The sequence below is a fragment of the Streptomyces sp. JNUCC 64 genome (assembly GCF_054484115.1).
In genome coordinates this window covers 4,795,596-4,813,506 of sequence record NZ_CM137015.1, presented here as the reverse complement: position 1 = coordinate 4,813,506, position 17,911 = coordinate 4,795,596, and the positions used below count along the sequence as shown (strand labels likewise).

Genomic DNA, 17,911 nt, shown 5'->3' with positions numbered 1-17,911 from the left:
GCCCCGGCGGCTACTCCTCGTCGCTGACGTCGATGTCGCCGCCACCGGGCTGGTGCGCGGTCAGGTTCACCGTCAGCCGATGAGTGCCTGCGGTACTGCTCTCCTTCTTGCCGCCGAGGCTGACCACGCTCCAGCGCAGACCACCGTCGACACCCTTGGTTCCCGTCAGCTCCAGACCGAGCTCCAGCGTGATCTCCCCCAGCGTGAACAGCACCCCCTTGTCACCGCCCCCTGCCGGATCAGCGATCCGATCCTGAGCCTCGGCGATCTGGTCCCGCAGCAGAGTGATCGCGTCCGCCAGATCCATCCACTCCCCGCCCGAACCACTCGCGTTACTCATCGCAGCCCCTCCCGTCTTCCCAGCCCTGTGGCCGGACCAGTATCCGTCCCAGCGGTCCCCACGTCCCGCAAAGGCCGAACCTTCCAGAGGCCAGCCTCCCGGCTACGGCGATACATACGGACGGGAGCCCTGCCGCGTTCCCGTGCGGGAGGTACGGCAGGGCTCGTTGCCGTGCGGTGGGGCCGAGGGCTACAGGGTGCTGAACCCGTCCGCCTTGACGCCCGTCACGAAGGAGGCGAAGACGTGGGCGGGGAGGTGCAGGACGGCTCCGCCCGGGTTCTTGGAGTCACGGACGGGGACGGTGCCGGTCGCGGACGCGTGCGCGGGGGCCCACTCGACACACTGACCGCCGTTCGGGGCGCTGTACGAGGACTTGGTCCACTGGGTGTTGGTGAGGTCAGCGTTCATCTGGGAATCCTTCCCCCCGCTACGGCGATGAGAACGGGCCCCGTCGCGCTCCCCGTAAGGGGAGGGGCGACAGAGCCCGTTGTCGTGCGGTAGGGCCGAGCCGTTCGGCTCGCGCCGGGCTAGCGCGCGTTGAACCCGTCCGCCTTGACGCCCGTCACGAAGGAGGCGAAGGCGTGGGCGGGGAGGTTCAGGACGGGGCCGCTCGGGTCCTTGGAGTCACGGACGGGGACGGTGCCGGTCGCGGACGCGTACGCGGGCGCCCACTCAACACAAGCGCCGCCGTTCTGAGTGCTGTAAGAGGACTTGACCCATTGCAGCGAGAGGGAGTTGGTTCCGGCCATCACAGAATGCCCTTCCGTAGCCGTTCGATCATGGCGACAGACTCCGCTTGGGACGCTGCCTCAGTCTGTAGCCGATGGTAGTTCCTCATCAGTGGCAGCACGGAGGACAAGTCACGGTCCAGATGTCCTAGGGTCTGGGACTCCGCGTAAGCCATCAGAGAGCGGTCGGCCATCGTCAAGAGGTAGACCAGTCGGCTGAAGGGCTTCCGCTCCGCCATGGAGAACGGAGCGATCTGGAGCGAGGTGTTCGACTGTCGGGCGAACTCGACCAGTCGCGCCAGTTGAGCGTCCATGACAGCGGGCCCGCCGATGGGGTTACGGACACAGCTCTCATCCAGGACGACGAAGATGATCGGCGCTGGCGCCCGGACGAGAGCGGCTTGCTGCTCCATCAGGAAGCTGACTCGCTCCTCCGCTTGTTCGGGTGTGATGTCGCCTCGCTCGACGACCCCGTCCGCCAGCGTCTGCGCGTACTCCCTGGTCTGGAGCAGCCCAGGGATGAGACCAGATTCGAAGATCCGGATTTCGGCCGCTCGTGCCTGGAAACTGACGTACTCCGGGTAGCCCTCCAACAGGCTGCCGTGCTGCATCTCGCGCCAGAGACTTTCGAACGTGGGCGTCGCGCCTGTCACGCCGAGGGCTCGATCAGCAGCCTTCGCGAAGAGCAAAGAAGGTGTTTTGCGCGTAGTTTCAACGCCCGAAATATGACCGCTGGAAATGCCCATATGGTCCGAAAGGTCACCTTGAGTCCAACCTCGCGCCTCGCGTGAGCTGCGAAGACGCGCACCGAACGCCGCCTGAGGAGATGCATCCGGGTTCAACTCTTTACGGTTCACCATCCGTTGCCCAACCTGTTCCGTCTCGACAGCCACGTTGATTGAGTTCAGACCCTAGGCCACTCTCAGTGCTCCCGGTAGCGGTTTCACTACTGAGAGGAGTGGCCATGCCTGGTGAGGTCTCGGCGCCTAAGGACCTGCCGCTGGAGCAACTCCGTGTCGGCACCCTCGCGTACGACACCCAGCGGAAGGCCATCGGAGTGGTCATGGACGTGACCTGGGGCCCCGTCTACCTCCGCCCACCCAATGGCGGCATCGAGTGGTGCGCGTGCCGCGAGGACGTGCGTCCGGCGACGGTCACGGACCGACTGCGTCCCGCGTTGCGCGAGTTGAACGTACGTAGCACTCGCGGAGGTTTGTAGGGGTGGGCAAGCGGTTTCGTCATATCGAGTGGAGCCTGCGACGTTTGGAGTTCTGGGGGGCCAGTGCGTATGCACAGTGCGTTTCCGGTTCGCCCCAGTGCAATGCGGTTCCGCCCAAAGGTCCGGAGTTCCGTACGGCCGAGGGCGCGGCGCGGTGGATCGAGGTTCACTTCCGCGAGACCGGCCATCGTCGCTACGACCGGGCGCTGTTCGAGACGGTGCAGTGGGACCCGCCGGAGGACGTCGACCCGCGTACCTTGCCGGGGGTCACGACGTGAGCCAGCCCCCCGAGTTGTCGCCTCAGTACCGGGCTCAGGTGGTGGCCGAGTGGTCGTCGGTCTACGGGGACTGGGACACCCGGATGGTCCTCGGGACGTTCACCAACCCGTACCCGGGACGGGTCCTGCGCTGGCTCCGCAAGCAGGCGTTCCGTATCGCGGACGGCCTCGATCCGGACCCCGACGGCGGGCCCATCCACCTGGACGCGCTGAACGAGATCCCTTTCCCTGACCACGAGTTCCCCGGTGACGCACCCACCCGTCTGCGCTCCTGGGCGCTGTACGAGGACCACTCCCCCGCGATACGACGACTGCGTGCCGGGGAAACGGTCCAGGTCGTCGCGGCGGAGTACGGCGAGCGCTACGTACTCACCGCCTGGTCCGACACCGCCACCGAACCCCCAACCTTGACACAGTGACAAGGAACGACCCATGACGCTGGTTGATGAACCACCCCCGCCCCGACAGCCGTTCCCCGGGATCACCGTGCTGGAGCTGGAGATCACCGGGCGCTGCACCCGGCACTGCGCGCACTGTCTGTCCGAGCCGGAGCCGTGGGCCGCGCCCGGGACGATGACCCCCGACGACTGGCGCCGCGTCATCACCGACGCCGCCGCGCTCGGCGTTCCGCACCTGCGGTTGATCGGTGGGGAGCCGACGCTCCACCCCCACTGGACCGGGTTCGCGGACCTCGCGCTGTCGTCGGGGATGACCGTCGAGCTGTACAGCGACCTCGTCCAAGTCCGGGAGGAGTGGTGGGAGTTGCTCACCCGGCCCGGTATCGGGGTCACCACCGGGTATCACAGTGACTCCGCCAACCAGCACGAGTACCTCACCGGGTACCCCGGGAGTCACAGCGACACCCACCGCACCATCCGGCAGGCCGTCCAGCGCGGGGTCCGGGTCCGGGCGCGGATCACGGACACCTTTCCCGGGCAGCGCATCCGCTGGGCCCGCGCAGATCTCCAGGCGATGGGCGTTACCCGAGTCACTTTAGATCGTTATCACACGGGGGCACGCAACCCGGTCTCCGGAACGGACCCCGGACCGGGGCTGGATGAGACCCACGCCCACCACGCACGAGGACGCCTCACCGTCCACCCCAACGGCAACCTCACCAGTTGCGCACTCACCCCGGAGGCCCCCACCGGAAACCTCCGGCACACCCCACTCACCGCACTACTGACCACCACCACCTGAAACACAAACGCCCCGGGCGGACCGCGCCAACGGTCCACCCGGGACTCGCCAAGACAGCTAATAGGGAGCTGACCGACGTATGCGTAAGCGTATCTGCCATGCCCTCGTATGGGTGCTCATCCACCTCCCCCTCACCCGGCGAAGCCGTCCCGGGCGGCACACCGCCGAACACCTGGCCAGGACCGAACCCGCATCCGGCCCCGCAGCCGTCCCCGTGCCCGCACCGGCACCGGACCCGGACCCGGATGCGAGCCCCTGGCGCCGCCCCTGGACCGGCCCCAGCTCCGCCGAGGCCCTCGCGATCTTCCGCGCTGAAGAAGCCCGGTACCTGAACCCGGAGCAACGCGAACGGTTCTACGCGACGGCCTTCGCGGAACGCGGCTACGACTACCCCTACCTCGCACGAGGCGTCCACCAAGCCACCGGGACGAGGACCGGGACGGCCGCCGCATGATCCGCGACGCGCTCCTCCACGACGGGCCGCCCGCCGAGACCGGCGCCCACTGCCACGTCTGCGGACGCTGGACCACCGCCCCCGTCGTCATCGGCTACACCAGCCGCACCAGCACCGACGGCGATACCGGCTACGTCACCCACCACGCCTGCCCCCACGACATCAGTGACGGTCAGCGCACCGCCGACCACACGGCGTCGCACTGACCCCACACGCGGGAGCCCCCGCCCTCCGCGCGGTGACGCGGTGGACGGGGGCTCCGGCTTGTGGCGCTCGGGTCAGAACGAGACGCCGACGCTCTTGAGGAACACGGCCGGGTTGATCGAGGAGCCGTAGTTCGGGGTGGTGCGGATCTCGAAGTGCAGGTGCGGGCCGCTGGAGTTGCCGGTGTTGCCGGACAGCGCGATGACCTGACCGGCGTTGACCTGCTGGCCGATCTTCACGTTGACCTTGGACAGGTGGGCGTACTGGGAGTACTTGCCGCCCGCGTGCTTCACCACGACGGCGTTGCCGTACGCGGGACCGTCGCCGCCGCCGTTGGGGCCCGCCTTGACGACGGTGCCCGCGCTGACGGACTTGACGGGGGTACCGGTCGGGACGGCGAAGTCCTGGCCGGAGTGCTTGCTGGCCCACATGCCACCGGCCTGCGCGTAGCTGGCGGAGAGCGCGTAGGAGCTGAGGGGCTTGACCCAGCCGGTCGTCTTCTTGACGGCGGTCGGCTTGGCGGTCACGGCCTTGGCCTTGGCGGCGGCCTTCGCCTGGGCGGCGGCGGCCTTGGCCTGCGCGGCGGCCTGGACCTTGACGGACTCGGCGACGGTGCTGGGCAGGGCGGTGACGGCCTGGCCCGGCGTCGCAGCGGCCGCGACCCCGGCGCCCAGTGCGACCGAGACTCCGAGACCCGTGGCGACGACAGCCGTCCGGGCACGCAGCAGGGACGAACCGGACTTGAGGGACGTGGTGCGCTGGGACATACGGGTAAACCTCCGGGTTGGGGGGTGCTCGTCCGGTGGGCCGCGCGGGCCGCTGTGACGCTCTCGGAAGCGAGGCGTGCGGGCCGTGGGGTGCGCGGTCCTGGATGAACACGGGACGACCCGGCCGTACGTCGACGTACTCCGCCGGGTGCCCTTCATTGGTAACCCGCCCCCCGGTACCGACTCAAACCCCCCTATTACTAGGCAAGGTCGTACACAAACGTCACATCCTGAGGGTCTTGACAGGTTTCAGCTCCCATCGGCTCTAAACGGGATTTTCTTTGGAAAAACCCCGTGATGGCTGGTTTAGGGTGCCGCGCCGTCGGGACGGAGGCCCCCGAAACCCCCCTTCCGGCATCCGAGGGAGAGCGGACGGGCACGCTCCGTCACCACACGCGCCCGCCCCGCCCACGTCCGGCGGACCGGTGACGGGCCCGTCGCCGACCCCGGGGAAACCATCGACTATTTCCCCTAGTACCGGACAAAACGCCTGTGCCCCATGTCACCGGAGGGCAAGATCCAGCACCCCCGGAATGTGACCCGGGCTACCCTCGGCGGAGCGTTCCGGGCACCTCGGCGCACCCCGATCCGGGGTCGTCCGGGGGCCGTTCGGGGCCGGGAAGGTGACCCAGGGCACACGTTCCGGGCCCCCGGACCCCACCACGGCGCGCACCCACTCGCTCAGGGCTCACGGCCCCTGACGCACGGCTCACGGGGGAGACCGGATGGACCCGTCGGTACTGGGCGCGCGCCTCGCGTCCAGCGCGCTCGCCCCGCTGGTCAGAAAGCTGTTCATGGCCGAGGGGCCCGGCGCCGGGCTGGTCGACCGGCCGGTGCGGCTCTCCTCCTACGTCTCCTTCCGGGGCGAGCGGCGGACCCTCTCCGACGCCCAGGTGCGCCGACTGGCCGGGCGGCTGGTGCGGGAGGCCGTCGCCTCGCCCGGGGAGCGGCCCTTCCCCGCGTCCGAGGAGGACGCCGTCACCGAGGCCCTGGCCCGGACCCTGCTGGCCCTCGGCGACCTCGACATGGACGACGTCCAGGCCGTCCGGCTCGGCCACCGGGAACTCGCCCGGAGCCTCTACGCCGGGGCCGAACGGGCCCATGGCCGGGCCCCGGACCACCATCTCTCCGCCGACGCCTCGGTGTTCCTCTCCTCCGCCGTCGAATGGGCCTGTCTGCACGTCCTCCAGTTCTTCACCCAGCGCTCCACCTTCGTGGCCCGCACGCTCCTCGCCCAGAGCCGGGCCCAGGCCGAGACGCTCGCCAAGCTCGACGAACTGATCACCCGGTCCCCGCGCCCCGACGCCCGGCACGCCTCCTTCGAGCGCCGCTACCTCGCCCACCTCGCCACCAAGCACGGCAAGCTCACCATCTACGGCATCGATCTGACCTCCACCCCGGGCGTCTGGCCGCTGGACACCGCCTACCTCAGCCTCACCTCCACCGAGACGGCCGGTGCCCGCCCCGGCGACGGCCAGGACCCCGCCGAACGCCCCGTGGTCCACCGCGCGGACCGGGTCCTCGCCACCCACCCCCGGGTGCTGCTGCGCGGGGTCGCGGGCTCCGGGAAGACCACCCTCGTCCAGTGGCTCGCGGTCTCCGCCACCCGCGCCGAACCCGACGGCCCGCTGGCCCATCTGCACGGGCTGATCCCGTTCGTGCTGCCGCTGCGCACCCTCACCCGGCACGGCGAACGGCTCCCCGGCCCCGAGCGGTTCCTGGCCGCCACCGGCTCCCCGCTCGGCGGCGCCCAGCCCGAGGGGTGGGCCGACCACGTCCTGACCACCGGACGCGCGCTGGTCCTCGTGGACGGCGTGGACGAGGTCCCGGACGCCGAACGCGACCGCGCCCGGGGCTGGCTGACCGACCTGGTCGCCGCCTACCCGGGCAACCGCTGGCTGGTGACCTCCCGTCCCTCCGCCGTCCGGGAGGACTGGCTCGCGGGCGACGGCTTCGCCGAACTCACCCTCTCCCCCATGAACCGCGCCGACGTGGCCGCCTTCATCACCCGCTGGCACACCGCCGCCCGGCACGGCGCCGACGCGCCCGGGCGGGACCTCCTGGACGGCTACGAACGGCAGCTGCTCACCGCCGTCACCACCACGCCCGGCCTCGGCCGCCTCGCCACCAACCCCCTGATGTGCGGACTGCTCTGCGCCCTGCACCGGGACCGGCGCGGCTACCTCCCGCACGGCCGCAAGGAGCTGTACGAGGCCGCCCTCGCCATGCTGCTGTCCCGCCGGGACCGCGAACGGGACGTCCTCGCCACGGTCCGGCTGGAGCTGCGCCAGGAGCCGCAGACCCAGCTCCTCCAGCGGCTCGCCTACTGGCTGATCCGCAACGGCCGCACCGAACTCGACCGGGACCGCGCCGAGGCCCTCGTCGGGGACGCCCTGCCCGCCGTCCCCGAGGCGGCGGCCCTCGGCGACGCCCGCGCCGTCTTCGCCCACCTCCTGCTCCGCAGCGGACTGCTGCTGGAGCCCTCCCCGGGCGCGGTCACCTTCGTCCACCGCACCTTCCAGGACTACCTGGGCGCCCGCCGGGCGGTCGAGGAGTGGGACGTCGGCCTCCTCGTCTCCCGCGCCGCCGACGACCAGTGGGAGGACGTCATCCGGATGGCCGTCGCCCACGCCCGCCCCCGGGAGCGCGCGGAGATCCTCGACGGACTGGTCGCGGCGGGCGACGCCGCCGAGGGCCGCGCCCGCGCCCGTATCCATCTGCTGGCCGCCGCCGCCCTGGAACACGCCACGGAACTCGACCCGGCGGTCCGGGAACGGATCGGCCACCGGGTCAACGCGCTCGTCCCCCCGCCGGACCCGGAAACCGCCCGGGAACTCGCCGCCGTCGGCCCGCTCGTCCTCGATCTCCTTCCCGCGCCCGGGGAATTGGGCGAGGAGGAATCCCTCATGGCCGTCATCACCGCCTCGCACGTGACCTCCGACGCGGCGATTCCCTACCTGTCCCGGTACGCCCGCGAGACGCCGTTCCTTTCCATCCGCTCCCAACTCGTCTGGTCCTGGCAGCGTTTCGACACCGCCCGGTACGGGGCCGAAGTCATCGCCCGGCTCGATCCGGAAGGACTGTTCTTCACGGCGCAGAGCGCGGCGGAGCTACGGTTCCTCGGAGAACTCGGCGGACGCCCCTGGGTACAACTGTGGGCGGGGATCGAACCGAATGTCATCGCGGAGTACGTTTCGCGTTATCGACCGGTGTCGGTGTCCATGGACGTCACCGCCGCTCTCGCCCGCGCGCCCTGGGAGTTGCTCCAGTCGCTGGACGGTCCGGAGCACCTCGCTTTGGCGCTCTTCGGCATCTCCGTCTCCCCGGACGACTGGCGGGAAATGGCGAAGGTCCCCCGCCTCAGGGAACTCGTGGTGAGGATGCCGGAACTCACCGCGATCACCGACCCCTTCGTCCTGCCGGAACTCCGGGAGCTGACCCTGATCGGACGGGTGCCCGTACGGCCCGTCGACGTTTCGGCGTTTCCGCTCCGATTCCCCCGGCTCACCCGGCTCACGATTCATCCGACCGGTGAGGGCGAGGTCACGCTGAGCGGACTGGAGGAACTGCCGGAACACGTGGAAGTGGTCCGCTTTCCCGGCTCCTCGTGAGCCCGGGCCGAGTCCGGCTGAGTCCGGCCGAGTGCGGGCTGAGTCCGGGTACGGAAAAGGGGCCGCCCCCGGGCCTTTCGGCTCGGGGGCGGCCCCTCGACTGCTGCGTAGCGCTCCGCGTGCGGTCCGTCCCGGGCGGGGACGGGGCCTCACGCCTCCTTGCTGAGGTTGGGACCCGCGCTGCCGCCGGTGGCCTGCTCGATCGGCGGGGCGTCCGGCAGGGCCGCCTTCTCCTCGCCACGGAAGGTGAAGGCGATCTCGTCGCCCTCGCCCTCGGTGTCGACGACCACGATGTGACCGGGGCGCAGCTCACCGAAGAGGATCTTCTCGGAGAGGATGTCCTCGATCTCGCGCTGGATGGTCCGGCGCAGCGGCCGGGCGCCCAGCACCGGGTCGTAACCGCGCTTGGCGAGCAGCGACTTGGCGGTGGAGCTCAGCTCCAGGCCCATGTCGCGGTCCTTCAGGCGCTCGTCCACCTTGGCGATCATCAGATCCACGATCTGGATGATGTCTTCCTCGGTGAGCTGGTGGAAGACCACCGTGTCGTCGACACGGTTGAGGAACTCCGGGCGGAAGTGCTGCTTCAGCTCGTCGTTGACCTTGGCCTTCATCCGGTCGTACCCGGTCTTGACGTCGCCCTGGGCGGCGAAGCCCAGGTTGAAGCCCTTGGAGATGTCCCGGGTGCCGAGGTTGGTCGTCATGATGATGACGGTGTTCTTGAAGTCCACGACCCGGCCCTGGCTGTCGGTGAGACGGCCGTCCTCCAGGATCTGGAGCAGGGAGTTGAAGATGTCCGGGTGGGCCTTCTCGACCTCGTCGAAGAGGACGACGGAGAACGGCTTGCGGCGCACCTTCTCGGTGAGCTGGCCGCCCTCCTCGTACCCGACGTAGCCGGGGGGCGAGCCGAAGAGCCGCGAGACGGTGTGCTTCTCGCTGAACTCCGACATGTCGAGGGAGATCAGCGCGTCCTCGTCGCCGAAGAGGAACTCGGCGAGGGTCTTCGACAGCTCGGTCTTGCCGACGCCGGAGGGGCCCGCGAAGATGAACGACCCACCGGGGCGCTTGGGGTCCTTCAGACCCGCCCGGGTGCGCCGGATCGCCTGCGAGAGCGCCTTGATGGCGTCCTTCTGGCCGATGACCCGCTTGTGGAGCTCGTCCTCCATCCGCAGCAGACGCGAGGACTCCTCCTCGGTCAGCTTGAAGACGGGGATGCCGGTGGCGGTCGCGAGGACCTCGGCGATCAGCTCGCCGTCGACCTCGGCGACGACGTCCATGTCGCCGGCCTTCCACTCCTTCTCCCGCTTGGCCTTCGCGGCGAGGAGCTGCTTCTCCTTGTCGCGCAGGGAGGCGGCCTTCTCGAAGTCCTGCGAGTCGATCGCGGACTCCTTGTCGCGGCGGACGCCGGCGATCTTCTCGTCGAACTCGCGGAGGTCCGGCGGCGCGGTCATCCGGCGGATGCGCATCCGGGATCCGGCCTCGTCGATCAGGTCGATCGCCTTGTCCGGCAGGAAGCGGTCGGAGATGTACCGGTCGGCCAGCGTGGCGGCCTGGACCAGGGCCTCGTCCGTGATGGAGACCCGGTGGTGGGCCTCGTAGCGGTCGCGCAGGCCCTTGAGGATCTCGATGGTGTGCGGGAGCGAGGGCTCCGCGACCTGGATGGGCTGGAAGCGGCGCTCCAGCGCGGCGTCCTTCTCCAGGTGCTTGCGGTACTCGTCGAGCGTGGTCGCGCCGATGGTCTGGAGTTCGCCACGGGCGAGCATCGGCTTGAGGATGCTGGCCGCGTCGATGGCGCCCTCGGCGGCACCCGCGCCGACGAGCGTGTGCAGCTCGTCGATGAAGAGGATGATGTCGCCGCGGGTGCGGATCTCCTTGAGGACCTTCTTCAGGCGCTCCTCGAAGTCACCGCGGTAGCGGGAGCCGGCGACCAGCGCGCCCAGGTCGAGGGTGTAGAGGTGCTTGTCCTTGAGGGTCTCGGGCACCTCGCCCTTGACGATGGCCTGCGCCAGGCCCTCGACGACGGCGGTCTTGCCGACGCCGGGCTCGCCGATGAGGACCGGGTTGTTCTTGGTGCGGCGGGACAGCACCTGCATGACCCGCTCGATCTCCTTCTCGCGCCCGATGACCGGGTCGAGCTTGGACTCCCGGGCGGCCTGCGTCAGGTTGCGGCCGAACTGGTCCAGCACCAGGGACGTCGACGGGGTGCCCTCGGCGGGTCCCCCGGCGGTGGCCGTCTCCTTGTTCTGGTAGCCGGAGAGCAGCTGGATGACCTGCTGCCGCACCCGGTTCAGATCGGCGCCCAGCTTGACGAGGACCTGGGCCGCCACGCCCTCGCCCTCGCGGATCAGGCCGAGCAGGATGTGCTCCGTGCCGATGTAGTTGTGGCCCAGCTGGAGGGCCTCCCGGAGCGACAGCTCCAGGACCTTCTTGGCACGGGGCGTGAAGGGGATGTGCCCGGACGGGGCCTGCTGGCCCTGGCCGATGATCTCCTCCACCTGCTGGCGGACCGCCTCAAGAGAGATCCCGAGGCTCTCCAGGGCCTTAGCGGCGACACCCTCACCCTCGTGGATCAGGCCCAGGAGGATGTGCTCAGTGCCGATGTAGTTGTGGTTGAGCATCCGGGCTTCTTCCTGAGCCAGGACGACAACCCGCCGCGCGCGGTCGGTGAACCTCTCGAACATCGTTAATCGCTCCTCAGAGCGGTCAGGCAGTGAAAGGGGTCGGTCCCCTCCCTGTCCTTCCGCAGCTTAGTCCCGCAAGCGGGGACCGCTCATTCCAACTGCCGACACCCGTGCGTGGCCTCCTGACCGCGAACGCCGACATCTGCTCCAACCCGATGGTGCGAGACGATGTTCCCGCAGGCCAGGCAGTTTCCCCCGCCATCTGTACGCCGATGGCGAACGGGAAGCTCCCGGGCCTCGCGTGTCGCCCCTCCCCACTAGGGATGTCTTACCCGCGGGCGGGGACAGTCCATGCGGAGTGGCACCCTTCCCTCCGCTACGGGCGAACAAGGGGACGCCGCCCGTAGTGGTCCGCACCCCTCCGAAGGGCCCCGGAGGGCGACCGTGGGGCGCGGCGCGGCGACCGTGCGTAACCGCCGTCCCGGTCCGGCTGTTCTTCCCGTCATGACCCCCGCCGTTCCGCGTCCGCGCCGCCCGCTCCCGCAGGGCGACCCGGTCCGCCAGTGGTACGAGAACGTCCTCGGCTGGCCGACGGTTCCCGGGGACCGTCCGACGGCCCCGGACGGGACGTCCGCACTGCTGGTCACGGGGGTGCGGTTCGACGTGCTGGAGATGCCGTCGGAGGCGGCCCGGGGGGTGCTGGCGCGACCGCTGCGGACCGGTCCGGTGGCCCGCCACGGCGGACGGACCCGGTTCCTGGTGGCCGTGGGCGGCGCGGAGGAGCTGCCGGGGCTGCTCGACTGGCTGGAATGGGGGGCGCTCGCCGGGGAGCTGGGCCTCACCGCGATCGGCGCGGGCGGCCTGATCGAGGCGCCCTGGCCGCCGGGGCGGCCGGTGACCGGCCGGTGGACCCCCGTGGAACGGGGAGGGACCGGACGGTGCGGGCCACGGGGGCCGGAGGGGCCACGACCGCTGCCGCCCGTCGACGGGGCCTGGCCGGACGGACCGCACTGGCCGGACCGACCGCACGAGCCTGACCGGCCGCACGGACCGCACGAGCCTGACTGGCCGCACGGACCGAACGGGTCCGACTGGCCACACGGGTCAGACGGGTCAGACGGGCTGGACGGACCACACGGGTCAGACGGGCTGGACGGGTCAGACGCGGCGGACCGTCTCGCCGGGCCTGGCGGACTCGCCGGGCCGGGCGAGCGGGTCGGACGGGGCGAGCCCGGTGGTCCCGGTGGGCGCGTGGGCCCGTGGGGCCCGGGGCCCGTGGGCCCGGAGGACCAGGCGGGGGCCGCCTGCTGGCTGCGGCCCCCCGAGCCGGGGAGTGCGGTGGAGCCGTCGCTGCCCGCGCCGCGCCCCCTCCTCGCTCGCCCCGCGCGCCAAGGCGCGCGGGGGGGCGGTGGGGGCGCCCCCGACCTCGTACGGCTCGTGGACGCCGCGGCCACGGAGTGCCTGCGGGTCCGCTTGGGCCGGACGCGCGATCAGCGGTGCGCGTCGTCGTACGCCTGACGGATGTTCGCCGGAACGCGACCGCGGTCGTTGACCTCGTAGCCGTTCTCCTTGGCCCAGGCGCGGATCTGGGCGGTCTCCTGCCCGCTGCCGCCCGTCGAGGCGGCGCGGCCCTTGCCACGGCCGCCGGCCGAACGGCCGCCGGTGCGGCGCCCGCCCTTCACGTACGCCTCCAGCAGACCGCGCAGCTTGTCCGCGTTGGCGGTCGTGAGGTCGATCTCGTAGGTCTTGCCGTCCAGAGCGAACGTCACGGTCTCGTCGGCCTCGCCACCATCGAGGTCGTCGACAAGAAGGACCTGAACCTTCTGTGCCACCGGATTTTCCTTTCATCGATAACCTGCGGGTCGGTCCCCGCGGCACCCGCCGCCGTTTCGCCGTCCCTTGTTATATGCAGTACAGCAGTACGTCGGAAAGCAAACCGCTTTTGCCGGAAAAACACAAACCCCTGGACGGGACGGGCCCTCCCAAGAAGCCCGGAAACATGCGCGTTTCGGACATAGGGCACGAGGGGAACCGTCGTGGGGAATACGATGTCCGACCGATCACAGATGCAGAAGCATCCGACTGTTGCCCAAGGTGTTCGGTTTCACTCGTTCGAGTCCGAGGAACTCGGCGACGCCCTCGTCATAGGAACGCAGCAGCTCGCCATACACATCCGAGTCGACCGGAGTCTCACCGATCTCGACGAAGCCGTGCTTCGCGAAGAAGTCCACTTCGAAGGTGAGGCAGAAAACACGCCGAACACCGAGCCAGCGGGCGGTCTGGAGCAGCTTCTCCAGCACTTGATGGCCCACGCCCGACCCCTTGAGCGCGGGGTTCACGGCGAGGGTGCGCACTTCCGCGAGGTCTTCCCACATCACGTGCAACGCCCCGCAGGCGACGAGCTGGGCGTTGTCGTCGCGTTCCGCGACCCAGAACTCCTGGATGTCCTCGTAAAGCGTGACCGTGGCTTTGTCCAGCAGGATGCCCTTGTTGACGTACGCGTCAAGGAGTCGGCGCACCTGCGGGACATCGGTGGTGCGGGCCCGGCGGACGGTCACCGCTTTCCTCTCGGGGACGGCCGGTGCGGCGGACCCGGTTTCCGGAACATTCACCGGTGAGGGCGGCACTTCGGGTACTCGGGGATCGTCTGCTGGCATGAACGGACGCTATCGCCCGTCCTCCGTGTTCCGCCCGGGGGGCTCACTCCCCGGGACCGGTTCCGTCGCGGGCTCGTTCCCGGCCTCCCCGTCGGCGTCCCCGTCGGCGTCCCCGCCGGTGTCGCCGCCCTCCGGGTTCTCCACGGGCGCGGGGCGGGGCGGGGGCGGGTTCTCGGGGCCCTGCACCATCCGCACGGCGTCGCTGAGGGCCTCGCGCTGTTCCGGCGACATCATGCCGAAGAAGGCGACGAGGGCGGCGGCGGGATTGTCGCTCTGCGACCAGGCGTCGTTCATCAGCGCGGCCGAGTACGCCGCGCGGGTCGACACCGCCTCGTACCGGTAGGCGCGCCCCTCCGCCTCGCGGCGCACCCAGCCCTTCTGGTGGAGGTTGTCCAGCACGGTCATCACCGTGGTGTAGGCGATGGTCCGGTCCCGCTGGATGTCCTCCAGGACCTCCCGGACGGTGACGGGCCGGTTCCACTGCCAGACGCGCGTCATGACCGCGTCTTCTAGTTCTCCCAGGGGGCGAGGCACAAGCCGCACCATATATGGAGAAATCGCCCCGGGCGCGTTCTGTCGCTCCCCCATCGGCGGGGCGCCACGGACGGGTGTGGCGCCCGGTCCGCCGACGGACCGGGCACGGGTGCCGCCCTCAGTCGTTGGAGGCGGCGCTCTGACGGGACCGCTCGGCCTGCCGGATGGCGTAGTCGACCGCCGCGTCCTCCTTGGCCTTCTTGTCGCCGCCCTGGGTCTTCACGATCGTCACGATGAGCGCGGTGAAGAACAGGGCCATCACCGTCGGGGGCAGCAGCGCGGAGACGTAGTCCATGGGGTCAGGGTAACGAGCGCTACCCCGCGGCCCGCCGCTGGGGCGGGTCGGCGGGCGGCGCGGGTTCCGCGTCCGGCTCGGCGGGGTCGGCGGGCCGGGCCGGGGCGGCGGGCTCGCCGGAGGGCGCCGGACGGCGGCGGGGCGGGAAGACCTCGGCCGGGGTCGGCACCGGGCGGTGCGGCGCGGGGGTCCCTCCGGGGCGCTCCCCGGGCGGGCGCTCGGGGCGCTCGGCGGGGGCGTCCTCGTCCCGCGCGCGGGGGGCGACCAGTCCGCCGGGCAGCGCCGTCAGCCGGGCCCGGGAGACCGGGGCGCGGACGGCCGGAACGGGGACGGCCGGGGCACGGACGGCCGGGACGGAGACGGCCGGGACGGAGACGGCCGGGACGGAGACGGCCGGGGTGGGACGGGCCGGAACGGGGCGGGCCGGGGTGGAGCGGGCCGGGACCGGTACGCGCCCGGCGGCGGACGGGACGGGGGCGGGGACGGGGACCCGGACCACCGGCACCGCGCGGGCGGCGAGCCGGGCGCGGACGGCGCGCTCCGCGAGGACGCGGCAGCGCTCCAGGAGCGCGGCGGCGACCGGGTTGCCCCGGAGCGCGCGCAGCGCGGCGAGGTCGTCGGGGGCGGGCTGGTACCCGGCCGCGAGCGCCTCTTCGAGGAGGTCGAGGTAGCCGGTCGCGGAGCCGGGCAGGGCGGCGCGGTAGCGGTCCAGGTCGTCGACGAGGAAGGCGCGCAGCCGGGCGCCCTCGCGTGCCGCCTCGTCCACCGATTCGGCGAGGTGGAGGCAGTCCTGGACGTCCTGGGCGGATGCGGGACGGGGGTGGACGGCGAGGGCGAGGGCGCGGCGGAGCACATGCAGCTCCCCGGCGCCGAACGCCATGCCGCCACGGGATCCGTAGGGCGTGGGCATGGGGCGACGATACGCGCTAATCGGACAAAACTCGCCTAACGCCCATGCTGTGGCGTGGCACGGCGGGGCCTCGTCCGGACCCCGTCCGAACCTTGGCGGGACCTTGGCAGGACCTCGGCGGAAGGTCGCCGGGTGGTCACCGGGTGCCCGTCGGTGACCACCGCGCGCCGCCCCGGCCGGGCGGGTCCGGTCGCGGCCGTACGCTCCCCGTCCCGTCCGTCCGCGTCCGTCCGCGTCCGTCCACCCGGGCGGGCGGGCCCGGTCACATCCGTGAGACGTTCCGTTCGTAGACCAGGCGCAGTCCGATCAGGGTCAGCCAGGGCTCGTGCTCGTCGATGACGGACGCCTCGCCGAGGACCATGGGGGCGAGGCCGCCGGTGGCGATGACCGTGACGTCGTCCGGGTCGGTCGCCAGTTCCCGTGCCATCCGGGTGACCACTCCGTCGACCTGTCCGGCGAAGCCGTAGAGGATGCCCGACTGCATGGCCTCCACGGTGTTCTTGCCGATCACGCTGCGCGGCCGGGCCAGCTCGATCTTGCGCAGTTGCGCACCGCGCACGCCGAGCGCCTCCACCGAGATCTCGATGCCGGGGGCGATGACCCCGCCCGCGTACTCCCCGCGCGCGGAGACCGCGTCGAAGGTCGTCGCCGTGCCGAAGTCCACGACGATCGCCGGGCCGCCGTAGAGGTCCACGGCGGCGACCGCGTTGATGATGCGGTCGGCGCCGACCTCCTTGGGGTTGTCCATCAGGATCGGCACCCCGGTCTTGATGCCGGGCTCCACGAGGACGGCCGGGACGTCGCCGTAGTAGCGCCGGGTCACCTCGCGCAGCTCGTGCAGCACCGAGGGGACCGTGGAGCAGATCGCGATGCCGTCGATGCCCTCGCCCAGCTCCATCCCCAGCAGGGGGTGCATGCCCATCAGCCCCTGGAGGAGGACCGCCAGTTCGTCGGCGGTGCGACGGGCGTCGGTGGAGATGCGCCAGTGCTCGACGATCTCCTCCCCGTCGAAGAGGCCCAGCACGGTGTGGGTGTTGCCCACGTCGATCGTCAGCAGCATGGCGTCTACTCCGTTCCGGCGTCCGCGCCGGGTCCGGGGGCGTCGTCGTCGCCGGAGTCCGCTCCGGCCTCCCGCAGGTCCAGGCCGATGTCGAGGATCGGCGAGGAGTGGGTGAGCGCGCCCACCGCGAGGAAGTCCACGCCGGTGTCGGCGTACGCGCGGGCGTTGTCGAGAGTGAGGCGGCCGGAGGACTCCAGCAGCGCGCGCCCCTTGACCAGGGCGACGGCCTCGGCGGTCTCACCCGGCGTGAAGTTGTCGAGCAGGATCAGGTCGGCGCCCGCCTCGACGACCTCGCGCAGCTGGTGCAGGGTGTCCACCTCGACCTCGACGGGCACCTCCGGGAACGCCTCGCGGACCGCGGCGAACGCCTGGGCGACCCCGCCCGCGGCGACCACGTGGTTGTCCTTGACCAGGGCCGCGTCCGACAGGGACATCCGGTGGTTGACGCCGCCGCCGCAGCGGACCGCGAACTTCTCCAGGGAGCGCAGCCCCGGGGTGGTCTTGCGGGTGTCGCGGACCTTGGCGCCGGTGCCCTCCAGGACGTCGGCCCAGGCGCGGGTGGCGGTGGCGATGCCGGAGAGGCGGCAGAGCAGGTTGAGGGCGCTGCGCTCGGCGGTGAGCAGGTCGCGGGTGCGGGCGGTGACGCTGAGCAGCGGCTGTCCGGCCGTCACCCGGTCGCCGTCCTCGACGTGCCGTTCGACCTCGAACTCGTCGGCGCAGACCAGCGAGAGCACCGCCTCGGCGACCCGCAGTCCGGCCACCGTGCCCGCCTCGCGGGCGGTGAAGTCGGCGGTCGCGACGGCGTCCTCGGGGATGGTCGCCACGGTGGTGACGTCGACGCCGCCCGCCAGGTCCTCCTCGACCGCGAGGTGGGCGATGTCCTCGACCTCGACGGGGTCGAGTCCGGCGGCGGACAGCAGCTCCGCGAGCGCCGGGTCCAGACCGCACTCGGCCTCGTGGCCGGGGCCCGCCCCGCAGCCGCAGCCGTCGCCGCAGCCCGCTTCGGGAAGGAGGGGAAGGGTGGTGTCGCTCACGG

The 17,911-nt window shown here is 71.2% G+C and carries 21 protein-coding genes; 8 read left to right on the top strand and 13 right to left on the bottom strand.

What is annotated here, in order from left to right; translation table 11 throughout:
• Window positions 1-10: 10 nt before the first annotated feature.
• The 4 genes from ACVWNX_RS20020 to ACVWNX_RS20005 all read right to left on the bottom strand — a co-directional run bounded on the left by ACVWNX_RS20020 (window position 11) and on the right by ACVWNX_RS20005 (window position 1,928).
• Complete coding sequence (locus ACVWNX_RS20020; protein ID WP_454408752.1) at window positions 11-340, bottom strand: trypco2 family protein; 330 nt, start codon at window positions 338-340, stop codon at window positions 11-13.
• Between the two features lie 189 nt (window positions 341-529).
• Entirely contained in the window at window positions 530-748 is a 219-nt protein-coding gene (locus ACVWNX_RS20015; protein WP_454408751.1) for a DUF397 domain-containing protein, read from the bottom strand.
• Between the two features lie 119 nt (window positions 749-867).
• Complete coding sequence (locus tag ACVWNX_RS20010) at window positions 868-1,089, bottom strand: DUF397 domain-containing protein (RefSeq protein ID WP_454408750.1); 222 nt, start codon at window positions 1,087-1,089, stop codon at window positions 868-870.
• On the bottom strand, window positions 1,089-1,928 hold the full coding sequence (locus ACVWNX_RS20005) for a helix-turn-helix domain-containing protein (protein WP_454414855.1): 840 nt from the start codon (window positions 1,926-1,928) through the stop codon (window positions 1,089-1,091). Before ACVWNX_RS20005 ends, ACVWNX_RS20010 begins: the two co-directional genes overlap by 1 nt.
• Before the next feature lie 104 nt (window positions 1,929-2,032).
• Between ACVWNX_RS20005 and ACVWNX_RS20000 the strand changes: the two genes are divergently transcribed.
• The 6 genes from ACVWNX_RS20000 to ACVWNX_RS19975 all read left to right on the top strand — a co-directional run bounded on the left by ACVWNX_RS20000 (window position 2,033) and on the right by ACVWNX_RS19975 (window position 4,425).
• A complete protein-coding gene (locus ACVWNX_RS20000) occupies window positions 2,033-2,287 on the top strand; it encodes a hypothetical protein (protein WP_454408749.1) in 255 nt (84 codons plus the stop codon).
• 2 nt (window positions 2,288-2,289) lie between these two features.
• On the top strand, window positions 2,290-2,565 hold the full coding sequence (locus ACVWNX_RS19995; RefSeq protein ID WP_454408747.1) for a hypothetical protein: 276 nt from the start codon (window positions 2,290-2,292) through the stop codon (window positions 2,563-2,565).
• Window positions 2,562-2,984, top strand: coding sequence for a hypothetical protein (locus ACVWNX_RS19990; protein ID WP_454408746.1), 423 nt, complete (start codon window positions 2,562-2,564; stop codon window positions 2,982-2,984). The genes ACVWNX_RS19995 and ACVWNX_RS19990 overlap by 4 nt, the downstream gene beginning before the upstream one ends.
• Before the next feature lie 13 nt (window positions 2,985-2,997).
• Window positions 2,998-3,765, top strand: coding sequence for a radical SAM protein (locus ACVWNX_RS19985; RefSeq protein WP_454408745.1), 768 nt, complete (start codon window positions 2,998-3,000; stop codon window positions 3,763-3,765).
• A 79-nt stretch (window positions 3,766-3,844) separates the two neighbouring features.
• Window positions 3,845-4,219, top strand: a complete 375-nt coding sequence (locus tag ACVWNX_RS19980; RefSeq protein WP_454408744.1) for a hypothetical protein — start codon at window positions 3,845-3,847, stop codon at window positions 4,217-4,219.
• A complete protein-coding gene (locus ACVWNX_RS19975; protein WP_454408742.1) occupies window positions 4,216-4,425 on the top strand; it encodes a hypothetical protein in 210 nt (69 codons plus the stop codon). Before ACVWNX_RS19980 ends, ACVWNX_RS19975 begins: the two co-directional genes overlap by 4 nt.
• Window positions 4,426-4,497: 72 nt before the next feature.
• Here ACVWNX_RS19975 and ACVWNX_RS19970 read toward each other — a convergent pair whose 3' ends face one another.
• Window positions 4,498-5,190 (bottom strand): M23 family metallopeptidase, encoded by a 693-nt coding sequence (locus ACVWNX_RS19970; protein WP_454408740.1) that lies wholly within the window; start codon window positions 5,188-5,190, stop codon window positions 4,498-4,500.
• A gap of 725 nt (window positions 5,191-5,915) precedes the next feature.
• Here ACVWNX_RS19970 and ACVWNX_RS19965 point away from each other — a divergent pair.
• Complete coding sequence (locus ACVWNX_RS19965) at window positions 5,916-8,801, top strand: NACHT domain-containing protein (protein ID WP_454408739.1); 2,886 nt, start codon at window positions 5,916-5,918, stop codon at window positions 8,799-8,801.
• 149 nt (window positions 8,802-8,950) lie between these two features.
• Here the strand turns inward: ACVWNX_RS19965 and ACVWNX_RS19960 are convergent, their stop codons facing one another.
• A complete protein-coding gene (locus ACVWNX_RS19960; protein ID WP_454408737.1) occupies window positions 8,951-11,479 on the bottom strand; it encodes an ATP-dependent Clp protease ATP-binding subunit in 2,529 nt (842 codons plus the stop codon).
• A gap of 444 nt (window positions 11,480-11,923) precedes the next feature.
• On the opposite strand from ACVWNX_RS19960, the gene ACVWNX_RS19955 reads away from it, so the two are divergent.
• On the top strand, window positions 11,924-12,937 hold the full coding sequence (locus ACVWNX_RS19955) for an SCO3374 family protein (protein WP_454408735.1): 1,014 nt from the start codon (window positions 11,924-11,926) through the stop codon (window positions 12,935-12,937).
• Here ACVWNX_RS19955 and ACVWNX_RS19950 read toward each other — a convergent pair.
• The 7 genes from ACVWNX_RS19950 to nadC form a co-directional block, all read right to left on the bottom strand.
• Window positions 12,910-13,251 carry a histone-like nucleoid-structuring protein Lsr2 gene (locus ACVWNX_RS19950; protein ID WP_454408733.1) on the bottom strand — a complete coding sequence of 114 codons (342 nt, stop codon included), beginning with the start codon at window positions 13,249-13,251 and terminating at the stop codon, window positions 12,910-12,912. The two genes, ACVWNX_RS19955 and ACVWNX_RS19950, sit on opposite strands and share 28 nt — an antisense overlap.
• Window positions 13,252-13,479: 228 nt before the next feature.
• Complete coding sequence (locus tag ACVWNX_RS19945) at window positions 13,480-14,076, bottom strand: amino-acid N-acetyltransferase (protein WP_454408732.1); 597 nt, start codon at window positions 14,074-14,076, stop codon at window positions 13,480-13,482.
• 9 nt (window positions 14,077-14,085) lie between these two features.
• Window positions 14,086-14,574, bottom strand: a complete 489-nt coding sequence (locus ACVWNX_RS19940) for a BlaI/MecI/CopY family transcriptional regulator (protein WP_454408731.1) — start codon at window positions 14,572-14,574, stop codon at window positions 14,086-14,088.
• Window positions 14,575-14,728: 154 nt separating this feature from the next.
• A complete protein-coding gene (locus tag ACVWNX_RS19935) occupies window positions 14,729-14,905 on the bottom strand; it encodes a hypothetical protein (protein WP_454408729.1) in 177 nt (58 codons plus the stop codon).
• A 19-nt stretch (window positions 14,906-14,924) separates the two neighbouring features.
• Window positions 14,925-15,815, bottom strand: a complete 891-nt coding sequence (locus ACVWNX_RS19930; protein ID WP_454408727.1) for a serine/threonine-protein kinase — start codon at window positions 15,813-15,815, stop codon at window positions 14,925-14,927.
• A 262-nt stretch (window positions 15,816-16,077) separates the two neighbouring features.
• Window positions 16,078-16,875 carry a type III pantothenate kinase gene (locus tag ACVWNX_RS19925; RefSeq protein ID WP_454408725.1) on the bottom strand — a complete coding sequence of 266 codons (798 nt, stop codon included), beginning with the start codon at window positions 16,873-16,875 and terminating at the stop codon, window positions 16,078-16,080.
• Window positions 16,876-16,880: 5 nt separating this feature from the next.
• Window positions 16,881-17,909: a carboxylating nicotinate-nucleotide diphosphorylase gene (gene nadC, locus ACVWNX_RS19920; protein ID WP_454408724.1), complete on the bottom strand. Its 1,029-nt coding sequence runs from the start codon at window positions 17,907-17,909 to the stop codon at window positions 16,881-16,883.
• Between the last annotated feature and the right edge of the window lie 2 nt (window positions 17,910-17,911).